The organism is Nonomuraea sp. NPDC049625 (genome assembly GCF_040675285.1).
GTDB classification, from domain to species: Bacteria; Actinomycetota; Actinomycetes; order Streptosporangiales; family Streptosporangiaceae; genus Nonomuraea; species Nonomuraea angiospora_A.
On record NZ_JBFAOQ010000022.1, the window covers coordinates 107,896 to 128,661 of the forward strand.

The 20,766-nt window shown below is 71.7% G+C and carries 6 protein-coding genes; 1 reads left to right on the forward strand and 5 read right to left on the reverse strand.

Annotated features, from left to right (window positions below; all coding sequences use genetic code 11):
• Positions 1-3 precede the first annotated feature (3 nt).
• Positions 4-2,571 (forward strand): family 78 glycoside hydrolase catalytic domain, encoded by a 2,568-nt coding sequence (locus tag AB0J87_RS55480; RefSeq protein WP_363982299.1) that lies wholly within the window; start codon positions 4-6, stop codon positions 2,569-2,571.
• Between the two features lie 113 nt (positions 2,572-2,684).
• Here the strand turns inward: AB0J87_RS55480 and AB0J87_RS55485 are convergent, their stop codons facing one another.
• The 5 genes from AB0J87_RS55485 to AB0J87_RS55505 form a co-directional block, all read right to left on the reverse strand.
• Positions 2,685-4,928: a hypothetical protein gene (locus AB0J87_RS55485; protein ID WP_363982302.1), complete on the reverse strand. Its 2,244-nt coding sequence runs from the start codon at positions 4,926-4,928 to the stop codon at positions 2,685-2,687.
• 83 nt (positions 4,929-5,011) lie between these two features.
• Positions 5,012-6,283, reverse strand: coding sequence for a cytochrome P450 (locus tag AB0J87_RS55490; protein ID WP_363982305.1), 1,272 nt, complete (start codon positions 6,281-6,283; stop codon positions 5,012-5,014).
• 1 nt (position 6,284) lies between these two features.
• Positions 6,285-6,485: a ferredoxin gene (locus tag AB0J87_RS55495; protein ID WP_350741656.1), complete on the reverse strand. Its 201-nt coding sequence runs from the start codon at positions 6,483-6,485 to the stop codon at positions 6,285-6,287.
• Positions 6,482-7,189, reverse strand: a complete 708-nt coding sequence (locus AB0J87_RS55500; RefSeq protein WP_363982308.1) for a TetR/AcrR family transcriptional regulator — start codon at positions 7,187-7,189, stop codon at positions 6,482-6,484. Before AB0J87_RS55500 ends, AB0J87_RS55495 begins: the two co-directional genes overlap by 4 nt.
• A 176-nt stretch (positions 7,190-7,365) precedes the next feature.
• Complete coding sequence (locus AB0J87_RS55505) at positions 7,366-20,700, reverse strand: hemopexin repeat-containing protein (protein WP_363982311.1); 13,335 nt, start codon at positions 20,698-20,700, stop codon at positions 7,366-7,368.
• Positions 20,701-20,766: the final 66 nt, after the last annotated feature.

Consider the following 20,766-nt stretch of genomic DNA (forward strand, 5'->3'; position numbering starts at 1 on the left):
CCCGTGACCCTCGTGCATGTCGAAGCGCCCGTCTTCGAACACCACCACGACCCCATCGGCATCGGCGAAAGCGCTCCGCGTCTGTCGTGGACCGTCGCCACCGAACTCCCCGGCTGGCGGCAGCAGGCGTACGAGATCGAGCTCAGCGACGGCACGGCCCCCGGCCGGGTCGAGTCGGCGGAGTCGGTGCTCGTGCCCTGGCCGGGCGGCGAACTCGGCTCGCGCGAACGGCGCGGCGCCCGGGTGCGCGTACACGGCCGCGACGGCTCGGTCAGCGACTGGAGCCCCTGGTCATGGGCGGAGGCCGGGCTGCTGGAGCCGGCCGACTGGACGGCAGGCGCGGCGGCGCCTCCGCTGGAGCTGCTGGGCCTCCCCGACGGCCCCGCGCTGCTGCTGCGCCGCGACTTCACCGTCCGCGGCCCGATCGAGCGGGCCCGCCTGTACGTCACCGCCCACGGCGTCCACGAGACCGAGATCAACGGCCACGTCGTGGGCGACGACGTCCTGGCGCCCGGCTGGACCAGCTACGGCCACCGCCTGCGCTACCGCACGCACGACGTCACCGGCCTGCTGACCGAGGGTGCCAACGCCATCGGCGCCACCCTCGCCGACGGCTGGTATCGAGGCCGGATCGGCTTCCGGGGCGGCAAGAGCGACCTGTACGGCGACCGTACCGCGCTCATCGCCCAGCTCGAGATCGCCTACGCCGACGGCACCACCGACGTGCTGGCCACCGACGGGAGCTGGCGCTGCGCGACCGGGCCCGTCACCGCCGCCAGCCTGTACGACGGCGAGAAGTACGACGCCCGCCTGCTGCCGTCCGGCTGGTCGGGCCCCGGCTTCGACGACGCGGCCTGGCTGCCCGCCGACTCCCTCCCGCACGACCCGGCCCTGCTCGTCGCGCCGACGGGCCCGCCGGTCCGGCGCATCGAGACGCTGGCGCCGGTGGAGACGCTGACCGGGCCGGACGGGGAGACGATCCTCGACTTCGGCCAGAACATCGCCGGCCGCCTGCGCATCCGCGTCCAGGGCCCGGCCGGGCACACGGTGACGCTCCGGCACGCCGAGGTCCTGGAGAACGGCGGGCTGGCCATCCGCCCGCTGCGCGACGCCGCCGCGCTCGACCAGTACACGCTGCGCGGCGACGACGGACCGGAGGAGTGGGAGCCGCGCTTCACCACGCACGGCTTCCGCTACGCGCGGATCGACGGCTGGCCCGGCGAGCTGGACCCGGCCTCCGACGTCGTGGCCGTGGTCTGCCACACCGACATGCGCAGGACCGGCGACTTCACCTGCTCGGACCCGCTGCTGTCCCGGCTGCACGACAACGTCGTGTGGAGCATGCGCGGCAACTACGTCGACCTGCCCACCGACTGCCCCCAGCGCGACGAGCGGCTCGGCTGGACCGGCGACATCCAGGTCTTCGCACCGGCCGCCGCGTTCCTCTACGACTGCTCGGGCCCGCTGGCGTCCTGGCTCGCCGACCTGGCCGTCGAGCAGGTCCAGGAGGGCACCGTGCCGCATTACGTGCCGTGGGTGCCGCTGCTGTTCGGCAACTCGCCGACCGCCGCGTGGGGCGATGCCGCGGTGCTCGTGCCGTGGACGCTCTACCAGCGCTTCGGCGATCTCGGGCTGCTGCGCCGGCAGTACGCCAGCATGAAGGCGTGGGTGGACCAGGTGGACGGGCTGGCCGGCGGCGACCACCTGTGGAACGAGGGCTTCCAGTTCGGCGACTGGCTGGACCCGGCCGCGCCGCCGGACGACCCCGGCAGGGCCCGTACCGACCACGCGCTCGTCGCCACCGCCTACCACGCCCACACCGCCGCGGTCCTGGCCGAGACGGCGGCCCTGCTGGGTCACGACTCCGACGCCGGGCACTACGCGGCCCTGGCGCGGGAGGTGTGCGAGGCGTTCCGCCGGGAGTTCGTCACCCCGTCGGGGCGGCTGGCGTGCGACACCCAGACCGCCTACGCGCTGGCCCTGACCTTCGACCTGCTGGACGGGGCCGAGCAGCGGGAGCGGGCCGGGCGGCGCCTGGTCGAGCTGGTCGGCCAGGACGACCACCGCATCGGCACCGGGTTCGTCGGCACGCCGCTCATCTGCGACGCGCTCTGCTCGGTCGGGGCGTACGACACGGCGTACCGGCTGCTGCTCCAGCGCAACTGCCCGTCCTGGCTGTACCCGGTGACGATGGGCGCCACGACGATCTGGGAGCGCTGGGACAGCCTGCTGCCCGACGGCTCGGTCAACCCCGGTGAGATGACGTCGTTCAACCACTACGCGCTCGGCGCGGTGGCCGACTGGATGCACCGCACCGTGGCCGGGCTCGCCCCGGCCGCCCCCGGCTACCGCCGCCTGCGCGTCGCACCCCGGCCGGGCGGCGACCTCACGCACGCCTCGGCCCGCCTCGACACCCCGTACGGCCTGGCGGCCGTCTCGTGGGAGCGGGACGGCGAGACGCTCACGGTCACGGCGACCGTGCCCCCGGGGACGGTCGCCGAGGTGGACCTGCCAGGGGCCATCCCGCAGGAGGTGGGCGCCGGGACCCACACGTTCACCACGACGATGTGACCCTCGATGCCGGGCTGGTGGCGGGGTCTACCGCCACCAGCCCGTGCTGCTCCAGTTCCTCCCTCTTCGGACGCTGTGCCTGGAGGCCGGCCACGCGGATGTCGGGTGTCCGTTCAGCTTCCGCCTGGCTTGCGATAGGAGACGACCTTGTCGCCGTTCGCCGGGTAGGCCATGATCAGCAGCCGCTGGGTGCCGTACTTGTCGCCCTTCCAGGGGACCCAGGCGAAGTGCACCCGGATGCGGTAGTGGCCCTTGCGGCCGTAGAGGGACAGGTCGGGCAGTTCGGTGCCGCTGAGGCCGTCCGAGAGCACCATCTGTCCGGACGAGCTCAGGTAGCCGACCTCCACCACCTGGTCCCAGCCCTTGGTCTCCACGGGCGGGCGGCGGGTGTAGGTCTCCAGGGTGACGCAGACGTGGGAGTCGGAGTGGGTCGTCACCACCAGGTGGCCGGGGCCGCTCCCGACCAGTCCGTTGTCCACGGCTTTGGCGTAGACCTCGGCCGGGTCCTCGCCGTGGTCCGTCTCGTCGTACATCTCCAGACCTCCCTCCGGCCACTCGGGCTTCTTGAGGACGGAGGATCGGGCGGGCGGGACGAGGGGGCGGTGGCGCGGGGCCGCGTCGCATTTGCGCTGTTCCTCCGCTTCCCATTCCTCGAACTCCCGGTCTGCGGCGGCGCGTTCGGCCTTGATCGTCGCGTCGGCGCGCGGGCAGATCCCGGCGAGCGTCGAGGCCAGGCTCTCGGCGTTCACCCTTAGGCGGGCCAGCTCCCGCCGGTCGTCGCGGGTGTAGGCGTCGCACAGGCGGCGGCCGTGGGCGAGCAGCACCTGGTCGGGGGTGGTGGCGGCGAACGTACGGCCGGCGCGTACCGCGCACACGAACGCCCGCTCGCCCGTCGGCGGCGGGGGCTCCTCGTCGTACTCCCAGGAGTCGCGCGGCGAGCAGTCCTCGGCCGTGGTGACGGGACCGCGCGCCAGGTCGGCGGCCGGGACGACGCACAACGCCACGGCCACGGCCAGCAGGTGGTGCAGGGGGCGGCGCTTCGGGGCGGCGCCGTACAAAACGGTCAGGATGAGGGCGGACGCGGCGAGCGCGGCGCCGTACCACAGCGGCGAGACCCCGAACCGGAACCCGCCGTCCTCGCCCCTGCCCAGCAGCGCTTCCGGGTAGATCAGCATCCCGTGGGAGAGGGACTCCTCGCTCGGGTCGGGTTCGTACGTGAGGAAGGAGACGGCGCCGATCACAGCGGCGAGCGCCAGGGTGTTGACCGTGGCGCGCAGCAGCGGCCGGGTCCTGCGGACGACCGCGATCAGGATCAGCGCGGCGGGCGCGCCCACGCCGACGAGCACGTCGAAGGCGAACCACGTCATGATCGCGCCGGCGCCCGTCTCCTCGCGCAGGAACCTCTCGATCACGCCCCTGGGGCCGATCCACAGCACCGAGCCCTGCGCGAGATTGACGGCCGCGGGGACGAGCGGGAGCACGACGGCCACGGCCGCGAACGGCCAGGGCCGCGCCGCCACCCGCTCGGGCGCGGGCCGGACCAGGGGCGACTGCGGGATCGGGTTGGCCAGCTCGTGGGCGGAGCGGGCGTCCCACACCATGCCGAAGACGCTCGCCGCGCCCAGGAGGCTGTGGTAGAGCAGGGAATAGTTGATCTCGTCGTACAGCAGCATGTACGAGTACGACGACGGCGACACGAACGACATAACCCCCGAGATCGCGCCCGTCCACACCGTGGTCCGGCTCCAGCGCGGATCCCTGGCCTGGCCCACCAGGATCGGCACCATCCACAGGACCCAGATGAATTCGTCCAGCCCGCCGAACGAGCCGATGCTCACGAGGGCAGCCAGGTCGAACCAGTAGGCGATGCTGGTGGCGATCAGCGAGACGGCGCTGAGCGTGCCCGCCACGAGCGCGAGGAGCCGCCACGCCCGGGACAGCACCGGGGCGATGACCAGCGGAAACAGCCAGACGACAAGCAGCTGGAGCAGGCCGCCGAGCACGCCCGTCCACCATGCGTACGGGATCGGGAGCCGGACGACCAGCGTCACGGCGAGGCCGGCGTACAGGGCCGCTCGGAGCAGCGCGACCCGCCTGCCCCTGCCGGTCGGCGCTCCGGCGGCGCGCCCGCGCAGCGCCTGCCAGTAGGCCCAGCCCTGCAGCAGCCCGGCCGCCACGACCAGGAGCTCCGCCCACCAGACGAACGGAACCTCGCGCGGGTCCCACTCCCCCACGACCAGCCGCCGCAGCAGCGCGGGGTCGCGGGTGACCAGCGCGACGACGCCGAGCGCGACGACCAGGGCCGCGTAGGCGAGGGCGAGCGGCGCGGCGATCCGGCCGAAACGGTAGCGGCGCACGGGACATCCTCGGGGGGCGGTTCGGACCGGGCAAAGGCGCCCAACCCTAGCGAGCCACCCCGAAGATGATCAAGTATCGGTGGTCAGCCGATGCGGAGCGGGAGCGTACGCGGTCCGCGGACCTGGCCCGTGGCCCAGGTGACCGCCGCCGGGTCGTCGAGGCCGAAGACCGGGATGCGCTCCAGCCACACCTCCAGGGCGATCCGCAGCTCCATGCGGGCCAGGTGGGAGCCCACGCAACGGTGGATGCCCAGGCCGAAGGCGGCGTGCCGGTTGACCTCGCGGTCGATGACGACCTCTCCGGCCCGGTCGAACTGCTCCGGGTCGCGGTTGGCCGCCGGGAACGACAGCAGGACCCAGTCGTCGGCCTTCATGTCGACGCCGTTCCAGCGCATGTCCTCCTTGACCAGCCGCGCCATGGTGACCGGCGCGTAGGCCCGCAGGAGCTCCTCCATCGCGGCCGGCAGCAGCTCGGGCTCGGCCACCAGCCGCTCGCGGTCGCGCGGCGTCTTGGCCAGATGCCACAGCGACGCCCCGATCGCGCTCCACGTGGTGTCGATCCCGGCGATCAGCAGCAGCGCCATCGTCCCCGCCACGTGCGAGGACTCCAGCTTCTGCCCATACAGCTCGGCGTCGACGAGGTAGGTCGTCAGGTCGTCGCGCGGGTGGTCCACGTGGTCGCGGATCTGGACGAGCAGGTAGTCGAACAGCTGCTCCATCCCCTCCATGCGCTTCTCCGCCGGCCGGTTCACGCCTTCGAGCGCGTTCTCGATGAACTCGCGGAAGCGGGGCCCGTCCTCGGGCGGGAAGCCGAGCATGTCGGCGATGACCCGCATCGGGATGTGCTGGGCGTAGTCGCGGGCCGCGTCCACCACGTCCTGGCCGGCTAACCCGTCAATGAGCTCATGGCAGAGCGCCCGCGTCGACGCCTCCCGCCTGGCGACGGCGGTCTTGGTGAACGCCGGCAGCAGCAGCCTGCGCGCGTCGTGGTGGAACGGCGGGTCGGAGGAGATCGGCGGCGAGCCGCCGATCGGCGCGACCTCCCGGTGCGGCCGGAAGTTGCTCATGATGATCGAGCGCGAGGAGAAGCGCTCGGTGTCGTACGCGATGGCCGCCACGTCCTCGTGCCGCGTCGGCAGCCAGCCGCCGCCGAAGCGGTCGGTGTGCGCGATCGGGCAGCGCTGCCGCAGCTCGTCCTGGATGGGGTACGGGTCCGCGGCCCACTCGGGCTCCAGGTGGGAGAAGTCGGTCGCCCAGTCGGACACCGGGCCGGTGACGATCTCGTTGCGCGTGCCGAGGGGCGGGTCGTCTCCCGTGCCCCGGAAGTCCTGGCTGAAACGGTCGTCAACGGTCATCTCACGCCTCCTCCACGAGGTCGATCGCCCGCTCCGGGCAGTTGGCCACCGCCAGGCGCGCCGCCGGCTCCTCCCCCGGCGGCACGACGCCGTCGCCGACGACCTGCCCGTAGCCCTCGCCGTCCTCGCCGAACAGGCCCGGGGCCAGGTCGTAGCAGCGGCCGTGTCCCTGGCAGCGCCCGGGATCGATCTGTACTTTCACTGCGGCTTCTCCGCTCTCTCTGGTGGGGCGATGGGCGGGTCTTCCGCTCTGTCCGGTGGAATGTTGGGCGGGTTCTCCGCTCCGTCCGGTGGAATGTTGGGCGGGTTCTCCGCTCCGTCCGGTGGGGCGATGGCGGCCACGACGCGGGTCAGCAGCGCCGACCACTCGGCGTCGTCGACGGCGTGCAGGTCCGGCGTGATGAGCGCGCTGCCCATCGCCAGCAGCAGGCAGAAGTGGGCCAGCGCGTCCGGCGACAACCCGGGGTCCAGCTCTCCGTCTCCCTGGCCCGTGCGTACCAGCTCGGCGATCCAGTCGGCCCGCTCCCCCACGTAGTCACGCATCGGCCGGGCGACGTCCTCGTCCCGCCTGGCCGCGACCAGCGCCTCCACGACAAGGTAACCGGGAGCCTCACGGGGCCGCGGCAGCCGTCGCCCGAGAACCAGGAGCAGCTCCGCGGCCGACCGATCGGGGTCGGCGGCGAACAGGCCCGCCAGGATCCGCCGCCCGTGGGCGCGCAGCGCGGCGACGAGCAGCTCCGCCTTGGAACCGAAGTGCGCGTACAGCGCGCCGTTGCTCACCCCGGCGGCGGCGGCGATGTCGGCGACGCGCGTGCCGTCGTACCCGCGTGCGGCGAACACCTCGGCAGCCGCCTTCAGCAACCGCTCACGCGTCTCGGCGGCCCTGACGCCCGCGATGCGACCCATGAGTGAATTTAAAGATTGTTCATTTGATACGTCAAGCACGTCCCGGTCGCTGTCTGAGCGTCTGGGCCCATGCGGCCGGTCGGGCTTCTCGGTCCGGACGTGCCGGGGGCGCGGCGTCGGGACGCGGTATGGCCCGTGCCCCCGACCAGGACTGGCCGGGGGCACGGGAGAGCCCGCTAGCGGGCGCGGTAGGACAGGATCAGGCCGAGACCCTCGAGAGCGGACTTGTCGCCTTCCAGGACCAGACGCCAGGTCCCGGCGGTGAGGCCGGGGGTCGGCAGGAGCTTGCCCTCGTTGAGGGTCAGGCGTCGTTCGCCGTTGAGGAGGAAGCGGGCCGATCCGTCGCCGGCCGGCGAGTACAGGGCGTACACGCCGGTGATGGCGCGGCCGGTCATGCCGGGGAACATGTCCGGGGTGAACGGGAGGGTCAGCGTGTCGTCGGAGCCGTCGACGAACGTCGACCACTCTTCGGGGAACTCCGCCGGGATGTCGCAATAGCGAGCCGTGGCATAGGGCTTGAGCATGCCCTTGACCGCGCCGGCGAAGAGCTCACCGCCCTGTTCGGCGGAGTACTTCACGGTGACGGTGACGTCCAGGAGTTGCGGGGCGCCGCCGGAGGGCAGCTCCAGGCGCCACCGGGAGACCGCGCCGGTGCCCTCGAAGGGAAGGTAGCGCTCGTCGTCGTAGCGAAGGTCGAAGAGCCCGTTGTTGTCCTTGTACTCCTCCAGGTCCGACAGTGCGATCTGCTGGCCGCCGCGCCAGTCGGCGCGCAACGTCGCCGGCATCGGGCCCTTGGGGTCGAGGAGGTACTTGACGGCCTTGGGATCGGCCGCGAGCACCGTCCTGCTGTCCAGCTGGGTCAGCACGGCGTTGAGAGCGATCGGCCCCTCCGGGCCGGTGAAGGTGACCGACACCGTCTTGACGCGCCGGCGGTAGTGGCCGGGGAAGTCGCGGTCGAAGAGGGCCTCGGTCAGGGCGAACTCGCAGCGGCCGGTGGTGCGGAGGCCGAGCGCGGCCACCGGGTCCAGCGCCAGCAGCGACACCTTCTTGGTGATCTCCAGGCCGCGGCGGTCGCTCTCGAGCCACGCCTTGCCCAGCCGCTCCAGGTCCAGCCCCAGGCCTTCCGCGGCGAGCAGGCCGTTGCGCCGGCTCTCCCAGTAGAGCGGCTGGATGTAGTCGGCCTGCCCCTCGGGGACGCCCCGCTCGTACTGGAAGGACCGTTGCGCGGAGCGCGCCATGTCGTACGCCATCGAGTAGGTCTGGAAGTACAGCCCGGCCAGCCGCCCCGACATCCACTGGTACAGCTGGAGGTTGGTGAACTTGCCGGTCATGAAGGCGCCGACGGCCTCCTGGTTGGCGATCTGCTGATCCAGGATCTGCAGTTCGCGCTGGGCGGCCTTGAGCCGGAACTCGGCGGCCTTCACCTGGTGGCCGAGCTGCTCCACGTCGTTGCGGGCGACGGCGAGCTGGAAGGCCCAGTCGCCCGCCATCCGCTCCTGCTCGGCGCGGATGCCGAGCAGCTCGCCGATGACGTTCAGCGCCTCGGCCGCCGACGACGAGGCCTCGCCGCCGTGCTCCAGGGCCTCCGTCACCTGCTCGCGGCCCAGCTTGGTGCCCATGATGAACAGGCCCAGCAGGACGTCCGGCAGGCCCGAGGCGATGGCCGCGCCGGCCTGGAAACCGGTCGCGACGACGTGGGCGACCACCGCCGCGGACATCATGCCGAGCTGCGCCTGCTCCAGCGGCGTCAGCCCGGCGGCGATCAGCCCCTCGTAGTGGTCGACGCGGTTCTGCGCGCCCTGCTCGCTGACCTGCACCTCGCTCAGGCCCTGGGCGGCGATCTCCACCTCCGCCTCGCGCACGGCGCGGGTGAGGGCCAGGATCGTGCCCTCGTGCCGGTTGTTGAGCAGCGCCAGCTCCTCGGAGTCGCGGCGCTCCAGCACGCTGAGCAGGTCGCCGCCGAACTGCCGCAGCTTGTCCACCAGCTCCTGCGCCTTGCGGAAGACGGAGGAGAAGCGGTAGTGCGGCACCGGCAGGGTCGCGGCGGCGGCGAGCCGGTCGAGCGAGGCTCCCGCCGCCGCCCCGCGCACCAGCGCCATCACGTCGGCCGGCGGCTCGAACAGCGGCAACGGCCGGCTGACGCCCATGATGTCGAGCGAGGCCCGGATCTTGCGCAGCCGGTCCTCGACGCGGTCCCAGTACTCCAGGAAGACGCCGTTGGCGGGGACGTGGAAGTACGGTCCCGCGACGCTGGCGTGCACCTCGCCCGCCTTCTCCAGCATCGCGCCGCCCGCGGTGAGCTCGGGAAGCCCATCGTCCGCGGGCGCCCGGCGCAGCTCCTCGTAGGTGAGCGCGGGCGTGAGGGCCCGCGGGCCGAGATCCTCGGGCGGCCGCTGGCCGAGCAGGTCGTAGGCGAAGATGTAGAGCATCCTGGCCTCGTCGACGCTCTCGGCGGTGTACTGCCTGAAGAGCAGGTCACCCCAGTCGAGCAGGTTGTCGACGTACGCCATCACGACCGCGCGCCGGTAGGCCGGCGGACGCAACTCGGCGATGGCGTGCGGGTCGAACGGATCCTCCAGGTACGCCTTCAGCAGCGCGGCCCGGTCGCCCATGAGGTCGTACTGCTGGCGCAGCCGGCCGAGCAGGGCGATGCGTTCCAGCAGGCCCTTCAGCGCCGGCCCGGCCCCCGGCGGCGCCTCCAGCGCGTTGAGCGCCTCCTCGATCGGCGGCACCCCGGCGGTCGACGGCCCGCCGGACGGCAGCTCGGCGAGGTAGTCCTTCTCGGCCTGGCTCAGCTCGCGCTGGTGCTGGAAGGCGGGGGCCATCGGCTCCACCTTGACCAGGATCGCCTCCAGGTCGGCGGCCGGCTTGCTCACGTCGGCCCCTCGGCCGGCGAGCTCGGCCAGGTCGTGGCGGCAGCTCTGGACCAGCGCCTCGACGTCCGCCGCCAGGAACGGCAGGAAGCGCCAGTATCGCGGCATGGTGGGGTCGAAGACGTACTCGTACCAGGTGCGGGCGTCGTCGAAGCGCTGGGCGGCGTTGAGCGCCTGGGCGATGAGCGTGGGAGCGTGGAAGAAGACCTCCCAGTAGTAGATGCCGTTGCCGCTGTTGAAGTCCAGGTGCGTGCCGGCCGGCACTCCCTGCTCCGCGGTCGACTCGGTGACCATGATCGTGGTGGCGTCGGAGACCCGCGTGCTGAAGGACGGCAGCTCGTCGAGCTCCTGGATCTCCGGCGCGAGCAGCGCGGGCACGCCGCCCTCCAGCAGCGCCTTGTTCAGCCTGTACGCCGTGCTGGAGGTGAGCCTGATGACCTCGTGCGGCAGCGCGGCGATCTCGTACGGCCGCTGGACCTTCACCGACGAGGGGTAGGTGACGTACGTGGAGCCGAGGAACAGGTAGAGGTCGGTGCTGTCGAGCACGCCGTCCAGCCCCGTCTCCCAGCCGTCGGGCAGGCCGCCCCAGTTGCCGCTGACCGGGGAGAACTCCTTCATGGACGCCAGCTCTTCGCCGGGCCGCAGCACCGTGTAGTCCTGGTCGCTGAAGACGTAGCGCAGGCCCGAGCGCTGGAAGACGGCCCGGACGCGGCGGCTCATGGGCTTGGGGTAGCCGGGGTCGGCCAGAGCGGCCACCTCGCCGCCCTTGAGCGTGTAGCGGACGTACTCGAGGTTCCTGGCGAGGAACAACGTGGCGTCCTTGCCGCCGGTGCCGGGGACGACGTAGGCCGCGTCGACGCCCTCGTCGGTGACGGCCGTCCTGGCCACGCCCAGGGGCTTGATGGGGGACGGCTCGCTCTGGACGTATTCCCTGGAACCGTTGCCGGACTGGCCCCGGCCCTTGCCGGGTTCCTCGCGGGTGATGGACAGGTAGGTGTGGGTGTCGTTGTTGAAGAAGTAGACGCTCTCGCCGTGGCGGAAGGGGGCGCTGACGGGGCCGGACTGCGGCAGGCCGTCCTTGTTGCCCCGCAGCTGGATCGGGCGCTCGTTCTGGCTGTCCCCGCGCCGGTAGGAGTCGCCGTTCACGAGGAAGACGTCGTCGCCGCGGATCAGGAGCGCCCCCACCGGCGTGTTGCCGATCGCCCACGGCGGCTGGAAGGTCTCCAGGGGGTTGCCGGGACTGGTGCGGCGCATCCACAGGTGCTGTCCGGCCGAGTGGTAGTACTCCACGCCGTTCGCGTCGACGGCGGCGGCGTCCACCTTGTCCCACTGCGGGAAACCCTCTTCGTTGCCGTTGATCAGCTTCGGATAGCCCACGTCGATCCTGCCGAAGGGGGCACCGGAGTAGCGGTAGTAGTACGCGCCGGAGAACAGGTAGAGGAACCCGTCCTTGACGATGGCCGCGTCGACCCCGGCCTTGTCGTTGTACAGGGGGGTGGGGACGTGTCCCCAGCGTTCGGCCGTCAGCGGCTTGCTGAGGCGGGTGGCGGTCGTCCGGGTCGCGGAGACCTCCACGTAGTAGGGACCGGAGCCGCTCTCACCGGTGTTGTTGAAGAAGTACCTGACGCCGCCGGGCAGCTCGACCGCGGCGTGGATCGGGGACCACACCGGCAGCTTGTCAGGATTGCCGCTCAGCTGCCGCGGCTCCTCGCCGCTGCCCTCCGGGGCGATCGGCCGGCACAGGAAGCTGCCGCCCTTGTGGTCGACGCTGATCCACGGGTCGCTCTCGGCCCCGGCCGGCAGGGTCAGCTGGACGACCTTGGACTCCTCGATGGGCTCGCCGAAGATCTGCTCCAGCCGGGACGGCCGCACCGGCTCGGGCACGCCCTCGGCGCGGATGGCGTACAGCTCGGGGGTCAGCGCGAACGCCGACTGCACCTTCTGCGGGCCCTCCGGCTTGGCGACCGTGTAGGTGCAGGGGATCAGGATGGTGTCGTGCGTGCCGCCGTCCGGCACCGGCACGGTGGCGGACGCCTGGACGTACAGGCTGACGGCGTCGACGGGGGCGTCCAGCACGTCCTCCAGGGGCAGGACCTGCGAGGGCACCCATTCGCCGTTGAGGTTGCGGAAGGAGTAGTTGACGCGCACGCGGTACTTGGGCGGCGGCGGGGTGAGCGTGCGGTTGTCGCCGCTCTGCTGCTCGGTGAGCGTGGTCTGGGCGCCGGGCTCGGGCGCGACCGCCTCGGCCGTGGGCCAGAAGACGAAGATGCGGCCGAAGGCGTGCACCGGGTAGACGATCTCGGCCTCGACCTGCGCGTCGACCTTCAGCCACGGCTCCCAGGTGGCCGACAGGCGCCCGTCGTCCCTGAACTCCGCCTCGCGGCAGTAGTAGCGCCTCGGCTCGGTCCTGGTCCGGCCGAACAGCACCAGCCGCCGGACGCCCGCCTCGGCGCCGTCCGCGCGGTAGACGTAACCGCCGGCGATCGAGAGCCTGGAGACCTCGGTGTACTCGTCGAGGTAGCGCTTGTAGGCCTGCTCCACCTTCTCCTGGGTGATCTCGCCTTGCAGCAGGTCGTCCTCCAGGGCACGGAAGGCGGGCGTCTTGGAGCCGCGCAGCTCGGGGCGCAGGTAGTTCTCCGGGTAGAGGAAGACCTTCCTGTTGGCCTCCCACAGGCGGTAGTTCTTCAGCCAGGCCCACCAGGTCCTGATCCGCCGCCTGGTCTCCTCCGGGTCCCGCCCGTCCGGGACCGTCACCCGCTCCAGGTCGAGCAGGTAGCGGTGCACGTAGAGCTGGGCGGCGGCGATGGCCTCGCGCACCCTTGAGGTGCGGCCCTGGCCGCCCATCTCGACGTCGGCCAGCAGCCGGTCGTACAGCTCTCCCGGGGTGCCCGGGGCGATCGAGACGAGGGCGTCGCGCTTGAGCACGTTGATCTCGTCGTGGACGGCGGCCGACAGCGCCTCCCACTCGCCGGTGTACAGGCGCTCCATGATCCCGTAGAGGGCGGTGTTCGCGGTCGCCAGGGCGGGCGAGTCGCCGAAGGCGGGCCGCCACACGTCGGTGTAGAGCGTGGACGGGGCCTCCCCCATCCGGTCGGTGAGCGTGAACAGCTCGACCAGGCGGAGCAGGAACTCGACCTCGAAGCGGTCCTCCTCCAGCCGCACCGGTGCGGCGCTCACCGCCGCGGCCGCGATGGCCTCGGGTTCGGCGGTCAGGAGCGCGGCGTTGCGCTTGGCCCACCTGATCTCGTCGACGTCCCAGCCGAACAGGTCTCCCAGGTACGCGTACGGGTCCTGCACCACGGCCGGCGGGTCCAGCAGGAAGGCGGGCAGGCCGTCCGGGTGCCGGCGGGCGAGGTCGATGAACCTGGAGATCGTGTGCACGTCGCTCAGCCGGTAGTCGGCCGTGCCGCCCCAGCGGTAGCGGAACCGCTGCGGGTAGGTGCGGTCCACCTCGTGATAGCCGCGGGAGTAGCGTACGTATTCGTCGCCCTTGCACAGGTACGTGCGGTCCTCGAAGACGAAGGCGCCGTCGACGCCGGACTCGAAGCGGCCCGGCAGGTCGCCCCAGTCGTCCCGGACGGTACGGGGGTGGCCTTCCTCCACGAACTCCAGCGCGCCCGGACGGTAACGGACGTACTGCTCGCCCTTGAAGGCGTACAGCTCGCCGGTGGGCGCGGCGAAGGCGGCGTCGATCAGCCGGTGGCCGGCGTCGGCGAAGGCGTTGCGCACCTTGCCGAACAGGGCGTTGACAGGCTGCGCGGCCGGTTCGCCGACCCGCAGGCAGCGGTCGCCCTTGATCAGGTGGACGACGCCGGCGGGGCCCGGAGTGCGGAAGGCCGCGTCGAGGCCGTCGGCGAAGTCCGCGGGCGGGTCCTGCATGCGCAGATCGAAGGCGAGGCCGGGGAGGATGGCGCGGGGGTAGCCGTCGTCGGCGTACGCGTACTCGGTGCCGGTGTAGCGGACGTACTGGTCGCCGGAGAACAGGTAGGTGTGCGCGCCGGTGACGATCGTCGCATCCACCTTCTCCCTCTCCACGAGGTTGTTCCGGACGCGGCCGAGGACGGCGAGGTCGCGGGTGGCGGTCGCGGCGCGGGAGACGACGTGGCAGGAGCCGCCCGCGAAGAGGTAGGCGGTGCGGCCGTTGGCGATGGCGGCGTCGATCGTGCGGCCGGTGACCGCGTCGTCGAACGACTCCGGCAGGTTGGCGAAGGCCGCCTCGCGCCGCAGGTTGCCGACGATCTTCTTCGGGTAACCGGGATCGATGTAACGGTATTCGGAGCCGGTGTAGCGGACGTACCGGTCGCCGGAGAACAGGAACGTCGTGTCGTCGCCGAAGACGCAGGCGGCGTCGATCCTGGCGGTCGCGTCGTCGGGCACGAACGGGTTGGGCGACCTGCCCCACCGGTCGCGGATGACGGCGAGCGGGGCGAAGTCGTGCCCGTCATGGCGGGAGTACTGCTCGGAGAGGAAGAAGTACGTCGAGCCGTCCGGCGCGGTGAACGCCGTGCGCAGCGCGTCACCGTCTTCCCTGCTGGATTCGAGGATGCGCTCGAACCCGGGCCAGAGCCGCTCGATCGGGCGCGGGTAGGACCAGGCGCCGGCCCGCTCGTCGTACTGCACGCAGTGCTCGCCGAGCAGCAGGAGCATGGTGTCGCCCGCGAACAGCACCGCGTCGGGCACGGGGTGTCCGGGTATGCGGTACTGCTCGGGCACCCGCCAGAAGCTCTCGTCGGCGAGCTGCGGCTCGCCGTCGGGCTCGGTGTAGTCCGTGCCGGAGTAGACGAGGTAGCGCATGCGGCCTTCCTCGTCGGGCGACTCGAAGAGGTACGTCTTCGTGCCGCGCACGTACGCGAGCGCGACGTCGTCCAGGCCGCCCCAGTGCTCGGAGATGAGCCGTGGCTCGCCGTCGATGGTGAGGCCGGGGTTGGGGGCGGCGGTGTCGGCGGGCCCGGGGTCGGCGTAGGCGACGAACTGGTCGCCGCTGAACAGGTACGTCCTGCCGTCCCGGCCGACGAACGCCGCGTCCACCTTGTTGTCCTGATAAATCGTGTTACGTGGCTTGCCCCACTCCTCGGCGAGGAGGTACGGCCTGTTCAGCCGCGTGTTGACGCAGTTCGGCCCCTTGAACAGGTACGTGGTGCCGTCGGCGCCGCGCAGCACGGCGTCGAGCCCGCTCCGGAACTCCTCCGGCGCCGCGCGCAGCGACCGCGGCGTACCGGTCTCCTGCGCAAACCCGAAGCCTTCGACGGCCTCGATGCCCGCGCGATGGCGCCAGCCGTTCCCGTCCTCCGCCAGCAGCTTGCCGTCCTCCAGGAAGGCGCAGCTCAGCCCGCTCAACGAGGCGTCGTCGTAGCGGCGGTAGAGGCCGTCGGACACGATGTGGCAGCGGCCGGCGCGGAAGAGGTGGACGTTGCGGCGGTCGGCGAAGGCGGCGTCCACGCCGTCGAGCGTGACGTCCAGGGCCGCCATCCCGGGCTCCCGCGACAGCGCGGACAGCGCGGCCGGATAGCCGTCCTGCACGTGGTCGAGCTCCGTGCCCAGGTAACGCACGTACTGGTCGCCGGAGAACAGGTAGGTGTAGTGGTTGTCCACCTTCCTGCCGTCGATCTCCTCCGTCACGGTCCTGGTCAGCGCGGCGTCCACCAGGCCCGTCCGGGCGATCCTGTTGACCACGTTGCCCCAGTACGCCGGGACCGAGGCCGGGTAGCGGTCGTCGGCCCTGGTGTAGTCGCCACCGGAGAAGCGGATGTACCGGTCGCCGGAGAAGACGTAGGTCCGGCCGTCCTTGCCGACGAAGGCGGCGTCCACCCAGGTGAAGGGCAGCAGGCTGTCCCAGTGGCCGTCGATCGTGCGCGGCTCCGACCACCAGCGGTGCCGGGCGTCGGACACCACGAAGCTGTTGCCAGCGAAGAGGTACGTGCGGCCGGTGCCGTCGGTGAAGACCGCGTCGATGACCGCGAAGCGGGGGTCGTCGGCCAGCGAGGCGGGCAGGTTCCACCAGTTGTCGGAGACCGGTTTGGGGTAGCCGGCGTCCGGGGTGGCGTAGTCCCTGGTGGAGTAGCGGACGTGGAAGTCGCCGCCGTCGGCGTGCACCTGGATGTGCAGCGGGTTCCTGCGGAGCGTCAGCGCGATGCCCTGCTCGGTGCCGACGTGCCACGTCCGGTACTCGTCCGTGCCCTCGGAGGTGACGGTGGCCTTCTCGGCCAGGGTCAGGCCGTGCTCCAGGAAGTGGCGGCGCAGCGCGGGCGACAGGCGGCCCTCGTTCAGCTCCGGCTCCTGGGCGAGCGGCACGTCGAACAGGTGGCCGCCCTGGCCGAACAGGTACGTCTTTCCGTCCATCACGAAAGCGGCGCCGACCTTGCGCAGCCCTCCCCAGTCGCCGGCGATCCTGCGCGGGTAGCCGAGGTCGACGACGGCGTAGTCGGCGCCGGAGTAGCGGATGTACCTCTCGCCGCTGAACAGGTAGGTCTTGCCGTCCATGCCCACGAGCCCGGCGTCCACGGCGCCACCGGCCAGCACGTCGGCGACCTTGCCCCAGCGCTCGGCCGTCGGCTGCGGCACGCCGCCGCCGGAGGCGGCGAAGGAGACCGTCCTGCCGTCCTTGAACAGGTGCACCATCCCCGAGACGGGCTCGGTGAAGGCCGCCTCGACGCCGGTGTGGAACTCGCCGGGCAGGCGGGCGAACTCGGTCTCGATACGCCGCGGATAGCCGTCGTCCACCCGCACGCCGTCGTTCTCCAGGCTGTCGGTGTAACGGACCACCTGGTTGCCGCGGAACAGGTACGTCCTGCCGTCGGGGCCGGTGAACGCGCAGTCGAGGCTCTGCGCGCCGTCGAAGGCGTTGCGGATGCGGCCCCACCGGGCGGAGATCGGCTGCTCCTGCCCGCCGATCTCGAAGTAGCGGCCGCCCGCGAACAGGTGGACATGCCCGTCCACGTCCTGGAAGGCCGCGTCGAGCGCCCCGGTGAACGCCTCGGGCAGCGGCGTGTCGTGGCCCTCGGCCTGCCACCATTCGGCGACGCCGCGCGGGTAGCCCTCGTCGACTGTCGTGAAATCGTGGCTCGAGTATCGGATGTACTGGTCGGCGCAGAAGAGGTAGGTTCTGCCGTTCTCGTCCACGTACGCGCTGTCGATCCGGCGCGGGGCCTCGAAGTTGTTCCTGACCTTGCCCCACAGCTGGTCACGGGGGGCCCAGCGGATGCTGCCCGGCTCCTTGACGAACAGCCGCGACACCTCCCGGTCGGGGACCTCGTCACCCTCGTTCCGCTCGACGGCGCGACCGACGATCCACTCGGCGCCGCCGGGGAAGGCGAAGGCGGCGTCGACCCGGGTCAGCCCGGTGAACCGGGGCGACAGCTCGGTCAGCGCCTTGGACCTGGGGTCGAGCAGGGCGTACGTGTCGGCGGAGTAGGCCCAGTAGACGTCGCCGGCGAACACGTAGATATGGCCGTCGGAGCTGCGCAGCACCGCGTCGACGACGTCGACGCCCGGCGGCAGTGCCAGGGGTTCGGGGTATTTGCCGGTCAGGTCCTGGTCGTGGAAGGCGACGGCGACCTCGGTCTCGTCCATGCCGAGCTTGCCGGCCAGCAGCGCGAAGCGGCGGATGCGCTCGTAGGCGGCCTGGAAGTGCGGATCGGACAGCCGCCGGGGGACGGCGATGACCGGCGGGATGAGGATCTCCATCGCCTCGGGCAGCCCGCCGGCGACGCCCGCGCAGATCGCCGCGGCGCTCTCCTGGGGCACCCCGAACGCGTCGGCCAGCGCGGAGGTCAGCGCCTCCTGCTGCTGCCCGGCACGGCTCTCCAGCGTGGCGGTCACCTCCTCGACCGCCTCGGCGAGCGCCACGGCGACCGCGTGCAGCAGGAAGAACACGTCCCGCTCGAAGTCCTCCAGCCCCTGCAGGGCGAAGCTGACGACGTTCGCCGGGTTGGCGAAGAAGGGGACCGCCTCGCGCGGCACGGACAGGCCGTCGGTGAGGTGTCCCTGCGCGATCAGCTTCTCGACGACCAGCCCCTGCTGCTCGTCGTCGAAGCCGAGCTCGCCCAGCGCCTCCAGGTGGATCCGGTACGGCCGCTCGTCCTGCGCGCACTCGGCGACCCGCCGGGCCACGATGGCGGTCTCGGCCGCGGTGAACCCGTCGCCGAGCGTCTCCACCTCGGCGACCGGCCAGCCGTCGCTCAGATAGATGCCCTCCATCGCGGCCATCGCCCGCTGCGCCATCGCCAGGTCCGCGACCTCGGTGAAGTCCTCGGGGGTGAAGGTGTAGAGCTCGGCCTCCAGCTCGCCGATCTGCCGTTTCGCGGCGTCGAGCACGGCGTTCCGGTGCGGGTGGAATTCCGGCGGCAGCGCGAAGTCGGCGGGCCGGAGCGCGGCCAGCGCCTGCTTGTTCAGATAGCGGCCGTTCTCGTCGATGTAGCCGTTGAAGCGCAGCCCGTCCATCAGCCGGGCCAGCCGCGCCTCGCTGAGCCGCAGCCCCGTGAGGAGCCCGGGGTCGAGGACGAGCGGCTCGGCGCGGAAGGCGTCGATGCGCCGGCGCAGCAGGGTGAGCACCTCGGGGGCGACGTCGGACAGGCCGGCGTTGACGCGGAACGCCTCGACGTTCTCCTCGTCGGCGAAGAACGCCGGATCCTGGACGGCGCCCTCCTCGTCGACGTACCCGTGGTAGATCAGGTTGTCGTACAGCTCGTCGAGCTGGCCCTGGGACAGGTTGCCGACCGTGGCCAGATCGGAGGGATAGAAGGACGAGGTGCCGTTGCCGACGCTGTTGATCAGCTTGAACAGCGCCTCCTTGAACGACGCGAAGTCCCGCTCCAGGTTCAGGGCGTAGTCGGTCTCGGGCATGCCCTCGGTGACGAGCGTGCCGTCAGCACGCAGCCGTCCGCTGAAGACGAGCTGCGCACGGATCTTGCCGGCCAGCCGCTCACCGAGCCCCAGTCCGATGAGGTCGTCGTCGACGATCATGCCGAGGGAGGTGACCGCCTCGTGCGCGGCCACGGCCACCGTGTCCGGGTCGAGGCGCAGCAGCCGGGCGTCGCGTTCCGACACCACCGCGCCGGTGTGGGTCGCCAGCACGTCGTGTACGGCCTGCGCGGCCCGCGGCCCGAAGCGCTCGCCCTCGAACATGGCCGGCTCCATGGCCACCGCCTGGAACCGCTGGTCGAGGCCCTCCAGCACCGCGAGCCGGTCATCCCCGCCGGACGCGCCGGGCCCGCCGGGCCCGCCGGACCCACTGGACCCGCTCCCCAGGATCTCGGCCAGTTCCTGGGCGCCGAAGCCGCCGTCCTGCATCCAGCGGGCGACCGCGAGCAGCGTCTGGGCCAGCCACAGGCCGGAGACGGGGTCGCCGCCCTCCAGGATGCGGTAGCAGTCCTGCGTCTTCGGCTCGACCCCGCCCAGGAGGGAGAACGTGGAATACCGCCACAGCGACGGGTCGCTCTCCAGCACCCCCAGCAGGTCGAACAGCTCCCCTGCGGACATGCCGAGCGCCGAGGTCAGCCTGCCGGTCCGCCGCAGCAGCGCGATCTGTGACGACCCGATCGGACCACGGTCGAAGGGGCTCGGCTCCAGGGCGCTGTAGCGGTCGCGGTAGCGCCGCACGGTCTCCACGATGTCGCTCTCGGAGGTCCCGATCCCGATGGCCAGCTTGCGGCGGTACTCCTTGTTGTGCGGGCCGAGGATGTCGCCCGACATGGCGGGCAGCTCCTCGGGCACCGGCTCGACCTCCGCCACCAGCCCGCACACCGCGTCGACGGTGAGGTCGTAGCCCTGCCGCAGGTGCACGGCGAGCGCGGTGATCCGCAGCGCGGCCGCGTCGAGCGTGCCCCCGCAGCACGTGGTCAGGACGCGATCGAGGTCGCTGAGGCCGAGCCCGGTCCACCTGGCCAGCCGGACGATCCGGCTGATCCGGTCGTACCAGCCGGAGGTGGCCCCCTCCAGCCGCGTACCGTCCGGCGACATGGTGACCGGCTCGCTGCCCTGGTTGACGTACGAGTCCTTGGGCGGGCGCACGAGGTCGTCCGGCTCCCCGAGCAGCTCCCGCAACTGCAGCGCCGACAGGCCCGTCGTCTGCTTGAATCGTTCCACATCCGCGAGCGAGGTCAGCGGATCCTGCGGTGCGAGCCCGTAGAACGCCTTGATCCCCGCCTCGTCCGCCGGTGATGTCAGATGCGTGACGGCCTCCGCGGACAATCCCAGGAACAGCCGGGCCACCGTGTCGGCGTCGGCCACCGGAGCGAAGATCCGGTAGAGCTCGTCCGGTCCGGTCCTGAGGTGCCGGAGGTAGGTCTTGAAGCGCTCCTCGTCCAGCGAGAACGGCATCCCGAACGGGTACTTCAGCCGCTGCCGCATCCGCTCGTACGGCTGGTCCCCGGCGAGCCTCTCCAGCAGCTCGATGACGATGTCCAGGTAGGGAGCCTCGCCGAAGGTGTTCTCCCCGTCCAGCAGGACCCTCTTCAGGTCGGCGCGCCGGTCGTCGCCGAGCAGCGACGGCTGCTCCAGAACGGTCTCGAGCAGCCCCAGGAGATCCGCGAGATAGGCCCCCGGCGAGTAGACCGTCCTGGCCTCGTCCTCCTGCCGATGATCGAGATTCGTGTCGTCGAACAGTTCCTCGTAGCTCGGGATCGGCTCGTTGCCCGCCATGCGTCCCCCCTCAGAGAAGCCTGTGTAGTCCGGACCGACTCCACAGAGCGGCCCGCGCCCTCACAG

Coding starts and splice junctions, on each gene's coding strand:
- AB0J87_RS55490 (WP_363982305.1), bottom strand. CDS start 6,283: ATGACCGTTGACGACCGTTTCAGCCAGGACTTCCGGGGCACGGGAGAC.
- AB0J87_RS55500 (WP_363982308.1), bottom strand. CDS start 7,189: ATGGGTCGCATCGCGGGCGTCAGGGCCGCCGAGACGCGTGAGCGGTTG.
- AB0J87_RS55505 (WP_363982311.1), bottom strand. CDS start 20,700: ATGGCGGGCAACGAGCCGATCCCGAGCTACGAGGAACTGTTCGACGAC.